General features: G+C 61.2%; 22 protein-coding genes. 10 read left to right on the forward strand and 12 right to left on the reverse strand.

Annotation, left to right across the window (positions count from 1 at the left end; genetic code table 11):
* Positions 1 to 47: 47 nt before the first annotated feature.
* The 8 genes from FGM15_07540 to FGM15_07575 form a co-directional block, all read right to left on the reverse strand.
* Positions 48 to 428, reverse strand: coding sequence for a hypothetical protein (locus FGM15_07540; GenBank protein ID MBU3665712.1), 381 nt, complete (start codon positions 426 to 428; stop codon positions 48 to 50).
* Between the two features lie 16 nt (positions 429 to 444).
* Positions 445 to 1,215, reverse strand: a complete 771-nt coding sequence (locus FGM15_07545; protein MBU3665713.1) for a hypothetical protein — start codon at positions 1,213 to 1,215, stop codon at positions 445 to 447.
* Positions 1,212 to 1,826: a hypothetical protein gene (locus tag FGM15_07550; protein MBU3665714.1), complete on the reverse strand. Its 615-nt coding sequence runs from the start codon at positions 1,824 to 1,826 to the stop codon at positions 1,212 to 1,214. Before FGM15_07550 ends, FGM15_07545 begins: the two co-directional genes overlap by 4 nt.
* Positions 1,827 to 2,116: 290 nt before the next feature.
* On the reverse strand, positions 2,117 to 2,785 hold the full coding sequence (locus FGM15_07555) for a PEP-CTERM sorting domain-containing protein (protein ID MBU3665715.1): 669 nt from the start codon (positions 2,783 to 2,785) through the stop codon (positions 2,117 to 2,119).
* Positions 2,782 to 5,034 carry a VWA domain-containing protein gene (locus tag FGM15_07560; protein MBU3665716.1) on the reverse strand — a complete coding sequence of 751 codons (2,253 nt, stop codon included), beginning with the start codon at positions 5,032 to 5,034 and terminating at the stop codon, positions 2,782 to 2,784. Before FGM15_07560 ends, FGM15_07555 begins: the two co-directional genes overlap by 4 nt.
* Complete coding sequence (locus FGM15_07565) at positions 5,031 to 5,585, reverse strand: MerR family transcriptional regulator (protein MBU3665717.1); 555 nt, start codon at positions 5,583 to 5,585, stop codon at positions 5,031 to 5,033. The genes FGM15_07560 and FGM15_07565 overlap by 4 nt, the downstream gene beginning before the upstream one ends.
* Positions 5,586 to 5,588: 3 nt before the next feature.
* On the reverse strand, positions 5,589 to 6,215 hold the full coding sequence (locus FGM15_07570; GenBank protein MBU3665718.1) for a hypothetical protein: 627 nt from the start codon (positions 6,213 to 6,215) through the stop codon (positions 5,589 to 5,591).
* Between the two features lie 68 nt (positions 6,216 to 6,283).
* Positions 6,284 to 6,736: a hypothetical protein gene (locus tag FGM15_07575; GenBank protein MBU3665719.1), complete on the reverse strand. Its 453-nt coding sequence runs from the start codon at positions 6,734 to 6,736 to the stop codon at positions 6,284 to 6,286.
* Between the two features lie 94 nt (positions 6,737 to 6,830).
* Here FGM15_07575 and FGM15_07580 point away from each other — a divergent pair, with 94 nt between their 5' ends.
* From FGM15_07580 to FGM15_07620, 9 genes are all read left to right on the forward strand, one after another.
* A complete protein-coding gene (locus FGM15_07580) occupies positions 6,831 to 7,019 on the forward strand; it encodes a hypothetical protein (protein ID MBU3665720.1) in 189 nt (62 codons plus the stop codon).
* A gap of 177 nt (positions 7,020 to 7,196) precedes the next feature.
* Positions 7,197 to 8,204, forward strand: coding sequence for an ATP-binding protein (locus tag FGM15_07585; GenBank protein ID MBU3665721.1), 1,008 nt, complete (start codon positions 7,197 to 7,199; stop codon positions 8,202 to 8,204).
* Positions 8,201 to 9,220: a DUF2800 domain-containing protein gene (locus FGM15_07590; GenBank protein ID MBU3665722.1), complete on the forward strand. Its 1,020-nt coding sequence runs from the start codon at positions 8,201 to 8,203 to the stop codon at positions 9,218 to 9,220. Before FGM15_07585 ends, FGM15_07590 begins: the two co-directional genes overlap by 4 nt.
* A gap of 6 nt (positions 9,221 to 9,226) precedes the next feature.
* Entirely contained in the window at positions 9,227 to 9,619 is a 393-nt protein-coding gene (locus FGM15_07595) for a DUF669 domain-containing protein (protein MBU3665723.1), read from the forward strand.
* Complete coding sequence (locus FGM15_07600) at positions 9,603 to 11,138, forward strand: DEAD/DEAH box helicase (GenBank protein MBU3665724.1); 1,536 nt, start codon at positions 9,603 to 9,605, stop codon at positions 11,136 to 11,138. Before FGM15_07595 ends, FGM15_07600 begins: the two co-directional genes overlap by 17 nt.
* Positions 11,135 to 13,135, forward strand: coding sequence for a hypothetical protein (locus FGM15_07605; protein ID MBU3665725.1), 2,001 nt, complete (start codon positions 11,135 to 11,137; stop codon positions 13,133 to 13,135). The genes FGM15_07600 and FGM15_07605 overlap by 4 nt, the downstream gene beginning before the upstream one ends.
* A 297-nt stretch (positions 13,136 to 13,432) precedes the next feature.
* A complete protein-coding gene (locus FGM15_07610) occupies positions 13,433 to 13,939 on the forward strand; it encodes a hypothetical protein (GenBank protein ID MBU3665726.1) in 507 nt (168 codons plus the stop codon).
* Positions 13,936 to 14,844, forward strand: a complete 909-nt coding sequence (locus FGM15_07615) for a hypothetical protein (GenBank protein ID MBU3665727.1) — start codon at positions 13,936 to 13,938, stop codon at positions 14,842 to 14,844. The genes FGM15_07610 and FGM15_07615 overlap by 4 nt, the downstream gene beginning before the upstream one ends.
* Positions 14,841 to 15,110, forward strand: a complete 270-nt coding sequence (locus FGM15_07620; protein MBU3665728.1) for a hypothetical protein — start codon at positions 14,841 to 14,843, stop codon at positions 15,108 to 15,110. Before FGM15_07615 ends, FGM15_07620 begins: the two co-directional genes overlap by 4 nt.
* On the opposite strand, the gene FGM15_07625 is transcribed toward FGM15_07620, so the two are convergent.
* The 3 genes from FGM15_07625 to FGM15_07635 are packed head-to-tail and all read right to left on the reverse strand — an operon-like array spanning position 15,107 to position 16,185.
* Positions 15,107 to 15,451 carry a hypothetical protein gene (locus FGM15_07625; GenBank protein MBU3665729.1) on the reverse strand — a complete coding sequence of 115 codons (345 nt, stop codon included), beginning with the start codon at positions 15,449 to 15,451 and terminating at the stop codon, positions 15,107 to 15,109. The genes FGM15_07620 and FGM15_07625 overlap by 4 nt on opposite strands.
* Positions 15,442 to 15,891 carry a hypothetical protein gene (locus tag FGM15_07630; protein MBU3665730.1) on the reverse strand — a complete coding sequence of 150 codons (450 nt, stop codon included), beginning with the start codon at positions 15,889 to 15,891 and terminating at the stop codon, positions 15,442 to 15,444. Before FGM15_07630 ends, FGM15_07625 begins: the two co-directional genes overlap by 10 nt.
* A gap of 51 nt (positions 15,892 to 15,942) precedes the next feature.
* Complete coding sequence (locus FGM15_07635; protein ID MBU3665731.1) at positions 15,943 to 16,185, reverse strand: hypothetical protein; 243 nt, start codon at positions 16,183 to 16,185, stop codon at positions 15,943 to 15,945.
* Between the two features lie 186 nt (positions 16,186 to 16,371).
* Between FGM15_07635 and FGM15_07640 the strand changes: the two genes are divergently transcribed.
* Complete coding sequence (locus tag FGM15_07640; GenBank protein MBU3665732.1) at positions 16,372 to 16,719, forward strand: hypothetical protein; 348 nt, start codon at positions 16,372 to 16,374, stop codon at positions 16,717 to 16,719.
* A gap of 221 nt (positions 16,720 to 16,940) precedes the next feature.
* On the opposite strand, the gene FGM15_07645 is transcribed toward FGM15_07640, so the two are convergent.
* Positions 16,941 to 18,107 carry a tetratricopeptide repeat protein gene (locus FGM15_07645; protein MBU3665733.1) on the reverse strand — a complete coding sequence of 389 codons (1,167 nt, stop codon included), beginning with the start codon at positions 18,105 to 18,107 and terminating at the stop codon, positions 16,941 to 16,943.
* Positions 18,108 to 18,980: the final 873 nt, after the last annotated feature.

Raw genomic sequence — 18,980 nt, forward strand, 5'->3', positions numbered from 1 at the left:
GAGGCGGTCGTCAAAGCGCCAGTTGTAAGCAATTAACCAAGCGCCGCTTAGCCATTCAGAAAGTAGGCGAAATAGACAGCCCCGGTAACAATGATCGAGATGGCCGCGCCTGCCTGCTGACTGAGAGGAAAGACTTTCGCGCTAAAGACGTCCGACAGAATGTGCGCAGCAACGAGGACGAAAATAAGCCACCCGTAGCAAATCCCGAACAGGCTCAAAACGACGCACGCAGCGGCAAGCGCCAGCGGGAACGCTGCGACCGAGCCGAGAAATTGCCTAAGGATTCGTAAACGCAACTCGGTCGCTCCGTCTTGAGCTTTTGCGGCGAAGTAGGTCAGCGGCAGGAAGAGCCAAAACCCAATGACGTTAGCCACCGCCGAGGCGATGAGGGCGAGGATGTAGGCGAGGATCGTGATCAGGAGGTCCATGGGGGTATTAGAGCGGTCATTCGTCGATGCGGAAGCCTCCTCCGCCTCGAGGGCGCACGGTCATGGTGTCCAGAGGGTCGTAGTCATTCTCCAGCGTGTATCCTCCAAGCGCTCGGGGCTTGAGGGTGTAGGACTTGCTGTAGTCGTAGTCGTGTTCGACGCGGAAGCGTCCGTTGTAGGTAGGTCTGACCGTGAACGTGTCCATGGCGTCATAGTCGTTTTCAATACGCCCGCGACCGGCATAGGTAGGGCGGTAGGTGTAGGACTTGCTGTAATCGTAGTCGTTCTGGATACGCATGCGCCCGGCGTAAGTGCGACGGGCTGTCCATGCATTGAGCGCGTCGTAATCGCTCTCGATGTCAATGGAGGCGGGTTTGTCGTCAGGGCAGAAGCTGGGTGCAACTGGTGTCACTGGGCGATAGTAGTAGCCGGGAGCCGGGGTGACTCTTGGCACCGGATAGAGGCGAGCCGGTGTAGTGTAGGTGCCGTAGCCGAAGCGGAATCGTTGTGCATTGTTTCGTGCCTCAGCTTGTCTCTTCTCCCACGCTTCCCGGCGCTCGCGTTGGATTCGTTCCTGTTCTTGCCGATATTCCTCAGCCAGACGCTGACGGATGTGCTCGCCGCGTTCGCGCATTTCCCTAATACGGCGCTCGTGATCTTCGCCGGTAGTGCTGTTGGTCCTGCGCCAGGACTCTTGGGCAAACAGTTGCCCTGAACCGAGGAAAGCCAAGGCAATCAAGCTGGCAAACAGGCGCAGAGGCTTCATGTGTTGAGGCGTGAGGGTCATTCAATGATCTGCTCATCGATCGGGTCGCCTATGGGCATGCCGTAGCGATCGGTGCGGTAGACTTCTTGGCGGCCGAGGCGGTCGGTTTTGATTACCTTGCTAGGAGTGTCCTCGGGCATGCCGTAGCGATCCGTCTCGTAGACTTTGTATTCGCCGTCGTAGACGCCTTCTTTGATGACGAGGTGCGGTTCGTCTACGGCCATGCCGTAGCGGTCGGTTTTGTAGACCTCGTAACTGCCACGAAGCCCGTGCTTGATGACGGCTTTGGGCTCCTCCACTGCCAGACCATCCCGGTCCGTTTCGTAGACCTCGTAGCGGTCGTAAACGGAGGGCTCGATGATGAGGTCCGGGTAGAGCTCGCGGTCCCCGCGGTTGTCGACGTCGTAGACTTTGCGCGTCGGGCGCTGGTCGATGATGTCGTCCGGATTTCGCTTTGGCAGGAGAGGATCCTTGGAAAGCGGAGACGTGAAGGCTGAGACCGGAGTGGAAGTGGCAAACGGGTCGGACTCGGACTCGTCAGTCCAGAGACTGCGGTAGGTGTCGGTCGTGGTCGTATCCGTCACCTTGGTTTCGTCTTCCGCGTGTGTCGTGGTCGCTGAAAGCGTGAGCATGATCGTGAGAGCCAATCGAACCAAGCCGGGCCACGGATTGACGCGGATCGGCGCGGATAATTGCCTGCCGTCTGACAACGGCAGGCAACAAATGACCCTGGGGAAACAGTTGGAGAGAAATGCCAGTTTGTTCATGGCTTCTGGCGGTTTCGCTCCGCCTCCCGAAGGCGCTTCCTCGCGCTCCTGATCTCGGTGATGTTGTAGTAGATCATGTAACCGAAAACGAAGACGATCAGCCCGATGAAGAAGACATCGATGATTGAGGTGCCAAGGGGGAACATGGCGGCGTTCTAGGGGCGAAGGCCAAGGGCTCGCGCCAATCGGCGACGCAAGTTGATGCGCCGATGGATCACGATCGCAATTCCCGCGGCGACGACGAGAGCCAACGTCGAGGGCTCGGGGACGACGGTGTAACCCATGTTAGGACCGACAATAGCTTGGCCAGAAAATGGCACGGTTCCAGGATAGGTAAAGTTCCCCTGCTGGTTGTTTCGCACCGCGCCGACGAGGTTCACGTTGGGGGAGATGGGGTCATTTACGAAGCCCGATGCCCGCATGTCCAAGTTTGCTTGCACGCCTAAGCGGTAGGTGGTGTTGGCATCGAGGAGGACCGGAGTGGTCAAGTCGAACCACCGGAAGCCGGACTCCAATGGCGCGGATCTTCCCGAGGGCAGAATGGCAGTGGCCAGTAAACTCCCTCCCTCACGCCAGAGGCCAATAATGTTCATGCTGTCGAGTCCATCACCGCCGATATCGTTGACTCCCAAGCGATGGACGCTGAGGGGGTCTTGCTTCACCGTGAAAGCGTATCCAACCGTATCGTAAAAAAGGCTGGTGGAGCCGGAGGAGACTTGGAAGGTCAGAATTTGAGCCCGAGCAGACGCAACGAGGGACAGAAGAAGGACGAGTCTCACGACGACCCGGTGCAGGGAACGAATGGTGCAGGATGTGATTTTCATGGATGGACGGTGGTTGGTTTTGATTGGAAGAGGTGAAGTGCTTCCTCGGCGCGGCGGTTGAGACCGGCCATGAGGCGCAACTTCCGCAGGAGGCTGTGTTCTTGGCTCCGGATCTCTTGGAGTTCCTTGACGAGGGCTTCCAGGAGCACGGCTACGCGCTCGGCGAAGTCGGGCTCTTCGGACGCTCCCAAGAGGGCTTTGAGTTCATCGAAGATGTCTTGCAGGCGTGCGGGGATCGGTTGCGGATCCCAGAAGCGTTGCAGGTCTTCGTGCAGGCGGACGAGGTAGGCAACGAGTTGCTCTTCGGACTTTTCGGCCGGTGATTTTTTGGGGGCTTTTTCGGCGCGTTTTTTCGGCGCTCTTGAGGAACCACCGCGTAGAATTCGATCTTCGGGCGGCTCGGGAGGAGGCGCGGAGCAGTAATCGGCGGGATCGCGTAGGCTGTAGCGGACATTCATGTCTTCGGCTACGGCCATGGCGGGCTGGAAGAGTTCAGTCTGGGCGACGGGGACTTTCTCGGCTTCGTCCCAGGCGACGAAGGCGGACTTCTCGGAAAGGATGTTGAACTCCTTGGCAATGGCGAGGGAGTCGGACCAGCGGTGCTTGAAGTCGAGGTGACGGACGCGGGCGCGTGCCCACGCGAGGCCGGCGCCGGGTAGCACGTGCTCTTCGGGCACGAGCTTGAGCATGCCATCGGAGGTATCCTGCGCGGCGACGAAGAGTGGCGGGGCATCCGCACTGGCGCTGAGGGGGATGATGACGTCGTCGCCGTCGACGAGGTTGCGCAATTTCTCGCCGTCCGCGGTGGTCCATCCAGCAGGGAGGGCGAGATCGGTGAGCACAGGTGCACGGAGGACGGGAGCGAAGCGCTCAATGGCAGAAGGAATGTCTTGTCCGGGAGAGAGGAAGACGGAGCGACCACCGGTGGCGGTGGAAACGGCGCCTAGGGCGTCGTTCATCGTCATGGCAACGCCGACGATGTGGAGAGGACATCCGAGGCTGCGGGCATCCTTGATGACCTGACTCTCGTTGCCGACTTGTCCATCGGTGATGAGGAGGACGGCGGTGTCTCGTTCCGTGCTGTGCTGGCGGATTTTTTCGCCGAGGTGACGCAGGGCGGGAACCAACTCGGTGCCACCGCGGGTGCCGAAGTTGCAGATTTTTTCACCGTTGGGACCGAGGTCGAGTTCGGCGGCGCGGACGAGTCTGCTGTCGTGGTCGTGGACCTTGCTCTCGAAGAGCGTGATCCAGACACGGGCGTCGGGACCGAGGCGGGGCAGGAAGGAGGCCAGGGCTTTGCAGGCGCCTTCCCAATTGGAGCCCTCCATGCTGCCGGAGCAGTCGAGGAGAAAATACACGTCGAGCGGAGGCGAGAATTTGGAGGCGCTGTCGGAGGGCGAGGCCGGAAGGCGTATTTCGAGGACTCCGCGGCGGTTGGCGTCGAGCCAGGCGCGGGTGACAGGACTTTGCGGCTTGGGTTCGTTCCAGGAGATGACGAAGTCGCGGTCGGGCATGTTGTGGTTCACGGCCAAGGAGGCGGTGAGGTCGCTCTTCTCGCCGCGGACGGCGATCATGTGGGAGGGCGACGAGACGGAGTCGGCGATGCCGTTTTCCCCGCGCAAACGGACTTGGACGCTGAGACCGGCGGCATCGGGATGGTCGTTGTCGATGCGGGGAGGCGTGATGCGCGAGGCGTCGGGAACTTCAGAGGTGTCGTCGGCGGCTCCGGGTCCTTCGTTGCCGCGCAGGAGCGGTTCGCCGGGGATGTAGCGGACGCCGGGATTGACGGGAATGCGGACGGTGCGCTGTTCGCGCAGGCGCTGGACGGGTTGCAGGTAGGCGAAGCGCATGAGGATGCTGTCGCCGGGTTGCAGGTTGCCGAGTTGCAGGGTGAAGAGGTTCTCGCGCTCGGATTCGGCCAGGGCGGCGCGGTGGCCGGCGGCTTTGGCTTTCTTGTAGAGTTTGCGGGCAGTGGAGGCTTCCTCGACTTTGGCGAGGATCATGCGTCCGTTGACGTGCATCTCGCAGCGGTAAGCCGCGGCGTCGGCGGGCAACGGGAAGACGAAGCGGCAATCGAGGGGGTTTTCGTTCGATTGCTCGAAGAGTTGGTCGATCTCGACGGTGGCGAGGCCGGCGGCGACGTCGGCGTTGACCGAGATGGAGCGGAGCGGGAGGAGGATGCGGGTGGATTCGAGCCAGCCTTCGAGACCAAAGGGTTCGTTGGAGTTTTCGTCGAGACGGTTGTTCATTTGGTGACGGGGGTTTTCTTTTGCAGGATGCGGTTGATGGCGGCGACTTGGGCGGCGGTGGGGCGCGCGCCGTCGCGTCCGATCAAGGCGAAGGAGCCTTCGAGCGGGACGACGTTCCAAGTCTCGGCGGAAAATGGAGGAAGAGTGACCGCGGGGCGGTGCTCCTGGCGGGCGCGGGTGAGGAGCTCACGCAGGTTGGCGTTGTCGCGTCCGTAGAGAAGCTCCTGGATGCGGCGCAGGGGCATGCCGCGGGATTGCAGGGCGCGAATGGAGGCGAGCTGGAGGAAGTGGCGTTCGCCGTAGGTCCCTTCGCCGGCTTTTGGTCCGTCGAGAAGCCCGAGGGTGCGGTAGTAGCGCAGGCTACGCTGGGAGAGGTTTTCGGCGGCTTGTCCGCTGGCGGGAGAGAAGCCCCTTTCGGAGCACCAGTCGTTCACAGCGTCGGCGAGCTTCTGCAGGTTGTCGTAGGTAGATGAGCGGTTCATGCGGCCACTCTGACAGTTGACAGTGTTGCTGTCAATACGAAATTTTCGGACTCTGTTTTGGGCAGTCATGGATCACCAACCCCGAATCTCGATGGCGAGGTTTTCGCCGATTTCGTTGAGGCGATTTTGGAGGCAGGCCAGGGTGGCCAGATCGGGTGCCTCGACATAGGTGAGGTTCGATCCGGGGCGATCACCTTGGATGAAGCTCAACTCTCCAAGCAGGTTCCCCTCCCCGACGCCACGATCATCGTCCAGCGGAACATCGCGCAGGTAGTGGAAAGCGCTGGCCGCAGGGCCTTCAATGAGTTCTTGGTGCGTCTCGTAGCGCTCCAGAGCCACGCCGTCGATTTCCTCGTCGGCTTGGATCGTGACCGGATCGTCCTCGGGATCTCCAACCTGCTCGCGCCACCATTCCTCAACCGCGGCTTTGTCGTTGATGTCGATGCCCTCGTAATCGTCAAAGTATTCTCGCCACGTCGGAATCTTTGCTTCTTCGGAGGGATCACCAAGGTGGAGCATGAAATCCGTGGCACCGTCCGTGCTCAGCGCGTAGAGCGTGCTCTTTGGGTTCCGCGGCAGCACAAGATAGGGCTGGCGGGCCAGCACGCAGGTTTCGCGGATGACTCTCGCCACGGCGTCAGGCACAAGGCACGACCCCGCGGCGAGTCCGCAAAGCGACAGGAATTCGCGGCGACGCATATCGCCTCCGAATGGTAGGCACGAAAGCGTCATTGCAAACAACCGTATGTGTCATAAGGCGATTTTTTTCAGCACCTGTCAGTCGCCATCTCCTCCTCGAAGGTCCGCACCCGGAACTCCATGGCCCTAAGCCGTTCGCGCGGAGTGCGTTTTGCATCGGAGAAAAGCTCCAAGGCCGCATTGTACAGGGCCGGATGGTCGATCTCCTGCACCCGCTGCCACACCGCCCCGAACCGGCTGAGGGCGTTTTCTTCGGCCCACTTCCAGCACCGATCCCTCGCCACCGGGATCGCCCTGTCCATCAGCTCTGCCAGTTGGGCATTGAGGCTGCCCCGGGCCGCCTCGCTTACTTGGTATTCCGGGCACTCCGGCGGCAGCGAGAGCCCCCGCTCGGTGATGTGGGCAACCACGGCCTCAACCAGAACGGTCGACTCCGGCTTTTCCTCGTTCTTGGTGATGTGAACAAGAGCCTTTTTGACCGGCTCGCTCACCCTAAGTGACACGTTTTCAGTTCTTTTCATTGTAAGACAAAGTTTACGGGGCAGTTCTGGAAAATTTTTGCAGCGCTATCAGACTCTCCTCCCCCTTTAAAGCACCATGCCTGCCGCCGCCCCAATGCCGCCGGCCCACGTCTACAAGCTCTACACGGCTCGTGAGGCGGCCGATGCACTGCAAGTGACCGAGAACTGGATCACTGCGGCGCGAAGAGCAGGTGCTCCGTTTCCGGGCGGCCGCACCCGTCCCGAGTGGGTGCTTGATTGGCTGCACGAGCATCCCGACTTCACGCTCAAGCAGCACCAGTAAGCGCTGGCTCTCCGCGAGCACCGTCAAATTTTTTGCGCGGGAAAATCCGTGACTCAGCGGGACTGAGGAGGACCCAGGAGGACTGAGCGGGATTTCGCGGGATCGCGCAACCGGCCAAAAAAAATCGGGGTGTATGGCTCTTGCGTGCGCCGAACCAGCGGTGTCACGGCCCCGCGGATGACAAGCCGCGATCGTCGGCGGGGCCCGCCAACAACGCAGCGGCAGCCGAACCCCGATATGAAAAATTCCAACCTCACGCTGTCGCGCGGCAAGATCGCACGGCCGCAAAAGGCCGTGATCTACGGCCCCGAGGGCGTGGGCAAGTCCACGCTCGCCAGCCACCTCCCCTCGCCCGTCTTCCTCGACACCGAAGGCGGAACGCACCACCTCGACGTTGTCCGCTTCCCCGATGCACGCACGTGGGACGACGTCACCTCCGCCGCCGCGCAACTCGCCCGCGGCGACCATGAGTTCAAGAGCTTCGTCATCGACACGGCCGACTGGCTCGAGAAACGACTGGCCGAGCACCTCTGCCGCAAGGCCAGCAAGGAGTCGATCGAGGACTTCGGCTACGGCAAGGGCTACGTGCTGGTCGCCGAGGAGTTCGCCAAGTTCCTGGCCTCCCTCGACACGCTGCTCCACGGCGGCATGCACATCGTCTTTCTCGCGCATTCCACCGTGCGCAGATTCGAGTCGCCCGATCAGGTAGGCAGCTACGACCGCTACGAGCTGAAGCTCTCCAAGCAGGTGGCTCCGCTTCTCAAGGAGTGGGCCGATCTCATCCTCTTCACCAACTACGTGACCAAGGTGGCCGAGAGCGACTCCGGCCGCCGCCGCGGCATCGGCGGGCGCGAGCGCGTCATCATGACCACGCACTGCGCGGCCTACGACGCCAAGAATCGCCACGGCCTCGAGGAGAAGCTCCCCTTTTCCTACGACGCGATCGCTCCGGTGTTCGCCTCCAACATGGCGCCTGCCGCACGCGCGAAATCCCAAGGCGAGCGTCTGGCAGAAATCCTCGGCGACCGCGTCAACGACGGGCGCGAGTTCTTGATCGACCGCGGCCAACTCACCAAGGACGGATCGCTCAACGATGTGGACGCCGACTACGCCGCGCGCATCTTCGCCGATCCCGACAAGTTCTTGGCGGCCGTGGAGAGCTTCAACTCGGGGGCCGCGCAGTGAGTCTTCGTCCCTCCGCGCTGCCCAAGCTCGCGCTCTGCCCCTGCTACGAGTCGGATCCAAGTCCCGGTCCGGCCGCCGAGCGCGGCACGCGCATGGACGCGGTCTTCCGCGCCCGCGTCGAGTCAAAGCCGGCCCCGAACTTCGAGAATCTCACCGAGGCCGACCTCGAGGCGGTCGAGTGGGCCGTGAGCGCGCTGCGCGCCATGGCCGGCGGCGAGCGGCAAATCGTTGACGAGGAGGCCTGTCGTGTGGCGGTGCCCGGATTCGAAGCCCCGGGCACGGCCGATGCGATCGTGCCGACCAAATTCTTCCACGCCGACCTCAAAACCGGGGCCAAGCGCAACTACCGCGAGCAAATGGCGGCCTACGCCCTCGGACTCATGGAGCAGCACTTCGCCCCGACTTGGACCGCGCACCTGCTCTTTTGCGACAGCCGCGAGGTGGTGACGCACAGTTTCACGCACCGCGAGGCGCGCGAAATCGTGGAGCGGGTCGTGGCCTCCTACCGCGACGAGCACAGGAAGCCCGTGCTCTGCGAATACTGCTCATGGTGCGCCAAGGCGATGTCCTGCCCGGCGCGCATGGAGCTGGCCAACTCGGTGATCGCGCCCGGCGCCGGCTTCGACTTCGCCGCGGTGTTGGCCGATCCCGAACGCCTCGGGCTTTTTCTCACCGCCTGCTCGGTGCTCGATGACTTCCGCGAGAAAGCGCAGGAGACGGCCAAAACGCTTCTGTCTGAAGGCAAGACCGTGCCCGGCTGGAAACTCTCCAAGCGCTCCGCGCGCGAGTTCGTCGACCACGTGGACGTCGGCCGCCACATCACCGCGCTCGGCTTCGGCGAAGTGCTCGCCGCCTACGGAAACCTGTCGGCCAAGAAATTCCGCGCGCTCTGGGAGTCGAGGCTCCCGTCCCGTCCATTTCCCGAGGAGGTCATCCGCCAAGGCAAGCCCGTCGCGGCTCTCCTGGCCGACAAGACCGCCTCGCTTCCAACAACCACCACAACAACCAACCCATAGACCAACATGCCAAGTTACAAAGCAAGCGAACCGTCCGTTGCTCCAGAGGCCGTCAAGCCCGGCGAGTACCACTGCGAAATCATCAACGCCGAGGAGGGCAAGTCCCAAAGCGGCGGCAACCCGATCATCTCCCTCAAGTTGCGGCTGGAGAACGAGGCCGTCCTCTACGACCGCCTGGTCTTCACGCCCTCGGCGTTCTGGAAAATCGACAGCTTCCGCGCCGCCATCGGCCAGAAGGTCGTGCCCGACGAGGAAGTGAACATCGAGGCCGACGAACTCGTCGGCAAAACCGCGCGCATCCGCGTCGTCAACGAAACCTACGAGGGGCGCCAGCGCAGCAAAGTGGCCGCCTGGCTCATGCCCGCCAAGCCGGAGAAGCGCGATGGACTCCCCTTCTAGCTCCCTGCGGGGCTACCAGCTGGCGGCGGCCGACTCGATCATGTCGGGCTTCGGCGAATTCCGCCGCCAGCTCCTGGTGGCCGCCACCGGGGCAGGCAAGACCCAGATCTTCTGCGAGGTGGTGCGGCGCATCATGCCCGAGCGTTCGCTCATCCTCTGCCACCGCGAAGAGCTGATCGATCAGGCCGCCCGACGGCTTGAGTCTTTCGGCATCGCGGCCGAGGTGGAGATGGCCGACCGCAAAGCGTCGCTCGATGCGCCCGCGGTTGTCGGCAGCGTGCAGACCCTCATGCGCGACAACCGCCTCAAGCGCTGGCCGCGCGGACATTTCGGGCTGGTTGTGGCTGACGAGGCCCATCACGCCACCAGCGACTCTTGGCAAAAAGTGCTGTGGTATTTCGACACGCGCACCCTGGGCGCCAGCGCCACTCCGGAGCGGTCCGACAAGCGCGAACTCGGAAAGTATTTCGAGAACATCGCCTACGAGGTGGGCCTGCTCGACTTGGTCAGGCAGGGCTGGCTCTCCCCGATCCGCGTTCGCACGATTCCTCTCGGTCTCGATCTGCGCGGCGCGCGCACCGTGGCCGGCGACTACAACGCCGAGGACCTGGGCGAAATCATCGCCCCGCAGCTCGGCAAAATCGTCGAGGTGCTGGCCAAGGAGTACCGCCACCGCAAGACGATCGTCTTCCTGCCGCTGGTCAGCCTCTCACAGCTTTTCGCCCGCATGTGCCAAGCGGCCAGTTTGCCCTCCTGGCATGTGGACGGAACGACCAAGGACCGTGCTGAAATATTGTCGGAGTTTTCGTCAGCGCGCACCGGCGTCATGTCCAACGCCATGCTCCTGACCGAGGGTTACGACGAGCCATCCATCGACTGCGTCGTTTGTCTCCGGCCGACCAAGGTCAGAAGTCTCTACTGCCAAATCGTGGGCCGCGGCACACGTGTTTACCCGAACAAGGACCACCTGCTGCTCCTGGATTTCCTTTGGCTCACCAACGACCACTCGCTCATCAAGCCCGCGCACTTGGTGGCAAAGGACGAGAAGGAGGCCGAGGAGGTGGCCGAGATGCTGCAGCAGGAAGAGGATCTTGAAGCCGCTGCGGGCAATGCTGTCGAAGAGCGCACGCGCAAGCTCTCGGAGCGACTCGACTTTAACCGCACCCGACGCGCGCGCTTCTTCGACCCGCTGGAATACGCCGTTTCGCTCGGCGACATCGACTTGGCCGAGTTCGAGCCGACCATGCATTGGCACACCGATGCGGCCACGCCCCGACAACTTCAAGTCCTGAGCCGCTTCGGCTTCGACTCAAAGCAAGTCACCTGCAAGGGCCACGCCGCGGCGATCCTTGATCGTGTCTTCATGCGCGGCCAACTCAAGCTGGCCACGCCAAAGCAACTTCGCTGGCTCACCAAGCTCGGGCACCCAGAGCCGCAGTTGGCCACCTTCGAGGAGGCCAAGCAGTTCTTGGACGAGAAGTTTGGCAAACGTTCGCCCGCCACCGCCGTCGCAGCATGAAGTATCGCGCCACCAGCGGCGGCCGTCTTCCGTGCCGCACCCGCGAGTATCTCGAACGCGGCGCTCCCGAAGGCTCGCGCAACCGCGAGCTGTTCGAGGCCGCTTGCCAGTTCCGCGATGCCATGATCGAGGCGGCCGAGGCCGAGCAGGCGCTCATCGCCCGCGCCCTGGCCGACGGCCTGAGCGAACACGAGGCCCGTCACACCGTGCACAGCGCCTACTCCGGTGCCGTGCGCTCGCCCGCCACGGGCGCGGCAGCAAGTGGCTCCAACGGATCCAACGGAAAAAACGGCGACCACCGCGAGAACCACGAACCGCTGCCCGCACTTCCGACCCCGCTCGACCATGGATGGCGCACGCTCCTTGAAACCTGCTTCATGCCCGACGAGTTCGTCGCCATTGCCGTAGCCGGCGAGGGCAAGGACGGAGCGGCCGTGCCCAAGCGCGGCAAGACGCGCACCGCAGCTCAGTGGATCCGCCACATCGAGGCCAAGGGCGGCATCGAGGAGGTCTTCCCCGCCAAGCTCGGTCTCTACGTGCGCATCAACCCGATGCGCGACGGCGGGGCGCGAAACCAGGACGTGGCCGCCTTCCGCCACGTGCTCGTGGAATTCGACTGCGATGCCGCGGGCCAGCCGATCCCCAAGGAGAAGCAACTGGCCGCCATTGTCACTAGCGGCCTTCCGGTCTCGGCCTTGATCGATTCGGGCAACAAGAGCCTGCACGCCTGGATCCGCGTCGACGCGCCCGACGAGGCCCAATACCGCCTGCGCGTCGATGCGGTCTACGAGAAGTTCAAGCACCTCAACCTCGATCGCCAGAACCGAAACCCCTCGCGCCTCTCCCGCTGTCCCGACGGCTTCCGCCAGGTCGGCTCCGAACTGCGTCGTCAGCGCCTGCTGGCCACAGGGCTGGGCGCCGCGTCGTGGATCGAGTGGGAAGCCCGCCAGATCGACGACGAACTCGAGCCGATGCCGGTGTCGTCGCTGTCGGTGTATGACATTTCCAACGATCCAAACTCCGTGCTCGGCAACCGCTGGCTCTGCCGGGGCGGGTCGCTCGTCATCGTCGGCCAATCGGGCATCGGCAAGTCCTCGCTCTGCATGCAGCTCATGATCCTGTGGGCGCTCGGCCGCGAGGCCTTCGGTATCGCCCCAACCCGCGGCAAGCCCCTCAAGTCGCTGCTCATCCAGGCCGAGAACGACATCGGCGATCTGGCCGAAATGTATCAGGGCGTGCGCCAAGGCATGGGCCTCACGCCCGAGGAGGAACGACTGCTCGATTCCCGCATCATCATCTACCGCAACACCACGCACACCGGACCCGGCTTCGTGCAGATGACCTCGAAGCTCATCGACCGCCACAAGCCCGACATCGTCTGGGTCGATCCCCTGCTCAACTTCATCGGAGATGACATCAGCGACCAGAAGGTGATCTCCGAGTTCTGCTGCAATCAGCTCAACGCCATCTCCCACCGCACCGGCGTCATCTGGGCTCTCCTGCACCACACGGGAAAGCCGTCAAAGGATCCCAAGGCGGGTTCCCATTGGACCGCCTCGGACTTGGCCTACAGCGGCCTCGGCAGTTCGGCCCTCACCAACTGGGCGCGCGAGATGGCCGTCATCCTTCGCGTACCGATGCCCGAGGGCGCACCCCCGACCTTTCAGTTTTCCATGACCAAGCGCCGCAAGCGCGCGGGCCTGCGCGACATGGATGAGAACCCCACCGACACCATCTTTGTCCGCCATTCCTCTGGCCCCGGCATCTGCTGGGAGCAGTGCGCACAGCCGCCGAAACCATCGAAGGGAGCAGCCTCCTACTCCACGGGCAAACGGGGTCGTCCGAGCAAGTTTGAGGAGGCCGCTTTTCGCGCCGCTTTGAGCGAATTCGGCGGCTCTTTGACCCGTCAAAACCAAAACGAGGTCGCTGAAAAATTAGCCGTGTCGATCCGCACAATTTGGAACTGGCACAAGCTCCTGCAAACCAACCCTTCGTGACTTGCTGCAAAAATGCCGAAAAAAGTGATGCAAAAAACTAAAGCTGCAGCTGCTGCAAATAATACACATACCCACCCCCTAAAGGGGGGTGGTGTTGTATTTGCAGCTTGCAGCACGCGCGAGGAGGGAGGCCAAAAGACCAAAAATCTTGGACCACGCGACTCACGTAGCAAAGCAGGTAAGCCGGCAGATGCGGGGTCAGACCGCCAAACGCCAGCACCCCGCAATCGTGCGCAGAAGCCTCTCTCGCGCGTCGAAACCTCCGCCGAGGGTCAGCACACGCGAACGAACAAATACGTGCGTGCTTACGCGGAATGGACCGCAAGCTTGGGCGATGCCGATCTGGCCAAGTTGGCGGCCCTCGGCTTGGACAAGCCTTTGGTCGATGACCACCACGCAACCGGCACCGGCCTTGACGGCGACATGGCCGATTCCAGCCTCGCGTCCTACACCCCCGACATCATGGCCCAAGTCGAACCCGAGACGCAGGCAAACGACCAAGGACCATTCGATTCAGAGGCGCTGTGGGATGCGCTGCGCCGAATGCTCGGAGAACTCCTCAACCAGAAGAACGCCAAGCTAACCCTCGAATGCTTCGCTCTTGTCAGCGGAGCAAGCTTTCTGGGCGATAGCATGACGGCCATCGCACGGAGGCACGGAATGACACGCGCGGCGGTCTCCAAGCGCTGCATTGACATCGCCCGCGAACTGAATCTTCCGCCGTCCCGCTCCATGCGGCCGGCCACAGCCCGCCAGTCCTACCGCCAAGCCCAATTGAAACACAACGCCAAGGCCAACCGATGAAACAACTCGCCATTCCAAGCAACGATCTCGCGATCACCAACGATGATCTGACCATCAACAACGACAAGATCACCGTCACCGAAGTCGGGCTTCAGTTCCACACACGCCTCAACGACGACGAGTGGACCAGCCTCGGCCACCGCATTGGCCGCGTAACCAAAGCGTCCATGTTCATGATCGGCGATTGGCTGATCCATCGGGAGGAAGAACTAGGCGGCGGACTCAAATTCGGCCGTCGCAGAATGTCCGAAGAGATCAAAAGGCGCTACGAGATGGCGACCGAGATTACGGGCCTGAGCACCGAGACACTGGAAAAAGCTGCGAGCGTGTGCCGAAATATCGCAAATGGGTTACGCCGGCGTAACCTATATTTTGAACACCATTACACGGTCGCCAAGCTCCCGCCGTCCGAGCAAGACAAGTGGCTCGCTCTGGCCGAGAAGCATGGCATGGGCAAGCGGCGCCTCGCCCGCTCCATCGAGGCCGGCCGGGTTCTCGCGCCACAGGAACTCGAGCCAGATCCGAACGACAAACCGATCGAAACATTTTGCGTCTGGGTCAACCGAATCAGTGGACTTTACCGCCGCTTCCTTGATGCCGGCTACATAGCAGATGCGCCGCCCGAAAAGCGGGCCGCCATGCAGCGCGACCTGCGTCCGGTTCTCGACATCTACGAGAAATTGGCCCCAGGATCCGACGGTTTGACGCCAGCCGGGGAAAACAGCTCCCGGGCCGTCCAAGCAATCACAAATCTTTGCCTGTGGTGGCGGCAAAACGGTGGTCGCGACTGGTTGCGCACACTCTCCAAAGACCAGTTGCGCGATCTCCTTAAGGACTTCGAGGGCGTGGTCGCCATCGTCAAAGCCCTCCAATCCGAATACCAAATGCGCCCCGACGACCAATGACACCAGCCCAAACCGAAGCCCATCAAGCCGCCGCCCTCGAGGCGATCAAGGAACTTTTGGAAACCAACTTCCTAGAAGCCGAAAAATCCGCCGACGACGAAGGCCGCTTCGCCATCACCTTCCGCGTCACCTTCGACCGCTCCCACCCGCAGACCATGGTCAAGGTCACCTCCCGCGTCAGCCGCGCGTTCGTCGATGAGATCGAACTGCGTGTCGCCGATCCGAATCAGCCGGAGCTTGAACTCGCTCCCGAGCCGCACATCTAAAACGTGAGTTGCGGCGGCAGATACGGGCGGATGTCCATCAGCATCTTCTCCGGCACCACCTCGCCCGGCATCAATACCTTGAAGACATACGAACCGGTCGGCCTGTCCGTTGCCGTGATCTTCACTCGGCGCTTGGGATAACCGCTTTCCGAAGTTCGCACGCGCACGTGGATCGGCGCCACACCGATGTATTCGTTGTCCCTTTCAACGTAACCGCCGCGCGGAATCGTCTGCACCAACACCTCCCGCCAATGCTCCACGATCGGCTCAGGCTCGGGTTCGGGCCTCGTGGCGCAACCTGCAACAAACAAAACCAGAATCGCCGCCAGTTTCATCGGCATGCCTGCTCCTCGGGCGTGCGGGCCAGAATCATGGCCAAGCAGTCACGCAACCTCATCAGGCAGAGGGCAACCCGCGCATGCACCCAGATCTCACGGGTGAACTCGCGAAACACAGCCGTGTCTTCCGGCGACCAGGGCGCTTTGTCCGAGAGAACATCGTCCATCGTGTAGCCGGTTTCCATCGTCATGACCGGCACCCGCTGCTGATCGTTGATCTCGGCCATGGCCAGCTCGCTTGGCGGAAGATCCGGACGCTCCACGATTTCCACCACTTCGATGTGTCGGCGCACGTTGTGCTCGCGCCAAATCTCCAGCAACTCGGTCACATCACCTGTGCGGTCGGCCTCGTTGACCGCTTCCCTCAAGCGCCAGCAGTCCAGTGCCACCCAGCGGCCGCTCGGCAGCTTGGGACACGCCCAGATCATCTGAAGCTTCGTCATCGCTCGACCAGCATCCGGCTCCCGCTCAGGCGGCAGCAAGGACTTTGCGCGTCATAAGCCCGCCGGCTCCAGAAACGCCAATGACACCTGCCTCATCGGCAGCCGGTCCTCGTCAAAGGCCACCCAGACCATGTCCATCTCCGGATTGTCGGGGTAGCAGAAGATGTCCTCGCTCACGCCATAGACAATCGTGCCCGTCTTGCCCTTGAGCGATCGGCCAAGCTCACCAAGAAGACCGATCTCTCCTCCCGCAAAGCGGACTCGAACTCCCTTGGCGGCGTCATCGCGGATCATCGCCGCATGGTTGCCCGGTCGCCACGACCTGTCTAGTTTCAGCGGTGGAAATGGAACTCCTTCGCTCTTGGCTCAATCGCATCCTCGGCCTCTTCGGTCTCGGCTCATCAAAGCCGACCCCCGCCAAAAGCCTCGAGCAGCCATCGCTTTTCAAAGACGACCCGGATTGACTTCGGCCCGTCGGGCATGCCCCGGCGCCTGCGCTACCGCTCCAGCGGCTCAAAGCTCGAATCCAAGTTCGCCCTCTACTGGAAATCCCTCGGCGGTCCGCCCATCGAGCGCGAATATCGCTTCGACTTGAGCCGGCGCTGGCGGGCCGACTTTGCCCACCTCCCGAGCCAAACCCTCATCGAGATCGAGGGCGGCATCTGGATCCAGGGGCGCCACAATCGCGCGGCGGGCTTCGTCGCCGACATGGAGAAATACCTCGAGGCGACTCTCGCCGGTTGGACCGTGGTTCGGTTGGCCGACGTGCACATCACCGCGCCCATGATCGAGCGGTTGGTGGAATTCACCGCCACTCGCGCGCGGTGAGCCAAAATCCACCATTTTCCACCTTTTCCACTTCTTCCAAGTCACCCGTAAGCTGCCGCCTGTTTGAGCGTAGAAGCCTCGTTATCAGCGTTTTGCTACTTTCGGGTATGGGAGGGATGCCCCCGAAAAAAGTGTAAAGCTGAAAAACGTTTTCTCATGGGATTTAACTGGGGGACGACCAACCCTTGGACGCCATCGGTCGCCATAAAAGATTGCTTACTTCAAAACTCGAGCTTCTCCAAACGCCTTCTAGCCAAGTCAACATAGAACGTGTCGGAAGAATTGCTCTTTTCAATAATGGAGTTGAGCCACTCCTTCGAATTCTCCCAGTCCTTCTCCCCCCAGTAAGCTTGCGCAATCTGGAAGCGAAACGCCGGCAAAGTTGCTGCGTCGGGAAACTCAGCCTCAAATTGCTTGAACGTCTCAACAAGCTTCGGGATGTAGGCTTGAGGAGATGCTTTTACACCATGCTTGTTTCCATATTGTCCGGGTTCCTCCCACCCGAGAAGAGTCTTCATCTTCTCTTCATAGGCGATACGGGCGGCCGTCGACTTCGGAAATTCAGCTATGGTCTTGTCGAACCATTTCACTGCCGCATCAACATTCGGTATCCAACTAGTATCCAACGAAAATACCTCGCTCTTCCCTCGAGACCAAAAGTCAGCGTGTCGTAGATAGGATTCGGCTACAGCATTGTTGAGACTTTCTTTCTGAGATTCGCCGACGATTTGGGCGAGGTCATTGATGCGTTCTTTGACCAGTTTCGCTTCTTCGGATTCCGGATAAGTGGCCACGAGATTCTGCCAAGTCTCCAGCGCAAGAGGGATCTGATTCTGGTCGAATGCGATCATGCCTAGCAGGTAGACCGCCTTAGCCTTTAGGGCATCATCATCATCGGCAGTAAGGATTAGAATTAACTCACGCTTTGAATCCTCATTAAGGCCGTGTTGCCTAAAAAGCGCGGCCTTAGCAAACCGTGGGTCAGATTCGTCCACCACGACCTCAGGCGTTTTTGCGGCGATGGCTAACGTTGCTGGTAAAGGCTGAGATTCAGATGGCTCAACAGGTGCAGTGGCAACCGCACCAGATCGAGCAGGGCCGCAACTATTAAAAACCATTGCGATTAGACCAACAACTGCAACACCTCCAACGCCTAGCAGGATTCCCCGAGGCACATTAAGGGCTGACCGGCTAACTGTCGGTTCAACTTGTGAACGCTTCGGAACTGAGGCAGCAGAAACGATTTGGCCGACCGATACCCAGTCGGAGCTGTCTGCTAGTCGAACCATTTGGTCCAGACCTATTTCGCCCGCATTCAGCGAGTGCTGAAGTTCCTCAAGGGAATACGGTCCCTGTTCCTGCTCTCCGATCCATATGTAGTAACTCATGGCTGATTTGTGATTGTGCGATAGATGGAGAAACCATTCTGAAAGAGGCCACGGCAAGCGAGGATTTTGTGCGTCATAAACGAAACGGATCAGCCAATCAGGATCGGCTCGCTGATTGAGCAGCAGCCTCAGCCCTCGTATTGCCCGCCCCACCAGAGCTTGGTTCTCACCCCAAGGCTCACGGGCACAACCTTATCGATTTGAAGGTGTTGCTAGGCTGGGAACGGGGCGTGCAGTTGTTTGAATACAGCCTTGGTGGGCAGCGCTGCCCAAATTCCGTGGCGTGCCAATGCCCGAGCTTTCTCAACCGCCACGTTGGTATTCCTTTGCCAGCGATTCAAGGCCCTCCTCGGAGAAAACAGGCCCAGCCTTAAATGACAGCACTCCCGACGCCCCTGGTGGCCCAAGATACTGAAGCACCATGGTGCGAGCAGCTTCCTTCACACTAATGTAGGCAGGGACCGAAATAGCGCTGAGTCGCCAAAAATCATTCGTGCGTTCCCATAAACGAAACATGCGCGAGTCTTGAGAAGGTTCCTCTAGGTAGACGGCGTAGGATGTCGGATTGAAATCGTCCCAGATATCCGCCTCGAACAACAGGCGGGCGGACTTGGGTCCCTTCGCCTCTTTAGAGGCTTCAGCTTTCAACTTCTTCTTGTAGCGTTCGATCGAGTCCCGATCCGTCCGGAGAATCTCAGACACTCTAGCCCTCATCTCTGCTTTGAGTGCACGCCGGCTGGTGGTTGTGACCACATGCCAGACGCCAGAGCGTCCGGGCATCCCGGCATCCCAATCTTTCTTCTCTATGGTGATATATTCGCAGTGCTCTGCGACATCCTTCGTAAAGTCGTAGAGGTCACCAAGGCTATGGCG

Source organism: Chthoniobacterales bacterium (genome assembly GCA_018883245.1).
In the GTDB taxonomy this organism is placed as follows: domain Bacteria; phylum Verrucomicrobiota; class Verrucomicrobiia; order Chthoniobacterales; family JACTMZ01; genus JACTMZ01.

Excerpts from the sequence above, each read along its gene's own strand:
- FGM15_07540 (MBU3665712.1), bottom strand. The coding sequence starts at position 428 with ATGGACCTCCTGATCACGATCCTCGCCTACATCCTCGCCCTCATCGCC.
- FGM15_07545 (MBU3665713.1), bottom strand. The coding sequence starts at position 1,215 with ATGACCCTCACGCCTCAACACATGAAGCCTCTGCGCCTGTTTGCCAGC.
- FGM15_07550 (MBU3665714.1), bottom strand. The coding sequence starts at position 1,826 with ATGCTCACGCTTTCAGCGACCACGACACACGCGGAAGACGAAACCAAG.
- FGM15_07555 (MBU3665715.1), bottom strand. The coding sequence starts at position 2,785 with ATGAAAATCACATCCTGCACCATTCGTTCCCTGCACCGGGTCGTCGTG.
- FGM15_07560 (MBU3665716.1), bottom strand. The coding sequence starts at position 5,034 with ATGAACAACCGTCTCGACGAAAACTCCAACGAACCCTTTGGTCTCGAA.
- FGM15_07565 (MBU3665717.1), bottom strand. The coding sequence starts at position 5,585 with ATGACTGCCCAAAACAGAGTCCGAAAATTTCGTATTGACAGCAACACT.
- FGM15_07570 (MBU3665718.1), bottom strand. The coding sequence starts at position 6,215 with ATGCGTCGCCGCGAATTCCTGTCGCTTTGCGGACTCGCCGCGGGGTCG.
- FGM15_07575 (MBU3665719.1), bottom strand. The coding sequence starts at position 6,736 with ATGAAAAGAACTGAAAACGTGTCACTTAGGGTGAGCGAGCCGGTCAAA.
- FGM15_07580 (MBU3665720.1), top strand. The coding sequence starts at position 6,831 with ATGCCGCCGGCCCACGTCTACAAGCTCTACACGGCTCGTGAGGCGGCC.
- FGM15_07585 (MBU3665721.1), top strand. The coding sequence starts at position 7,197 with ATGACAAGCCGCGATCGTCGGCGGGGCCCGCCAACAACGCAGCGGCAG.
- FGM15_07595 (MBU3665723.1), top strand. The coding sequence starts at position 9,227 with ATGCCAAGTTACAAAGCAAGCGAACCGTCCGTTGCTCCAGAGGCCGTC.
- FGM15_07600 (MBU3665724.1), top strand. The coding sequence starts at position 9,603 with ATGGACTCCCCTTCTAGCTCCCTGCGGGGCTACCAGCTGGCGGCGGCC.
- FGM15_07605 (MBU3665725.1), top strand. The coding sequence starts at position 11,135 with ATGAAGTATCGCGCCACCAGCGGCGGCCGTCTTCCGTGCCGCACCCGC.
- FGM15_07615 (MBU3665727.1), top strand. The coding sequence starts at position 13,936 with ATGAAACAACTCGCCATTCCAAGCAACGATCTCGCGATCACCAACGAT.
- FGM15_07620 (MBU3665728.1), top strand. The coding sequence starts at position 14,841 with ATGACACCAGCCCAAACCGAAGCCCATCAAGCCGCCGCCCTCGAGGCG.
- FGM15_07625 (MBU3665729.1), bottom strand. The coding sequence starts at position 15,451 with ATGCCGATGAAACTGGCGGCGATTCTGGTTTTGTTTGTTGCAGGTTGC.
- FGM15_07630 (MBU3665730.1), bottom strand. The coding sequence starts at position 15,891 with ATGACGAAGCTTCAGATGATCTGGGCGTGTCCCAAGCTGCCGAGCGGC.
- FGM15_07635 (MBU3665731.1), bottom strand. The coding sequence starts at position 16,185 with ATGATCCGCGATGACGCCGCCAAGGGAGTTCGAGTCCGCTTTGCGGGA.
- FGM15_07640 (MBU3665732.1), top strand. The coding sequence starts at position 16,372 with ATGCCCCGGCGCCTGCGCTACCGCTCCAGCGGCTCAAAGCTCGAATCC.
- FGM15_07645 (MBU3665733.1), bottom strand. The coding sequence starts at position 18,107 with ATGAGTTACTACATATGGATCGGAGAGCAGGAACAGGGACCGTATTCC.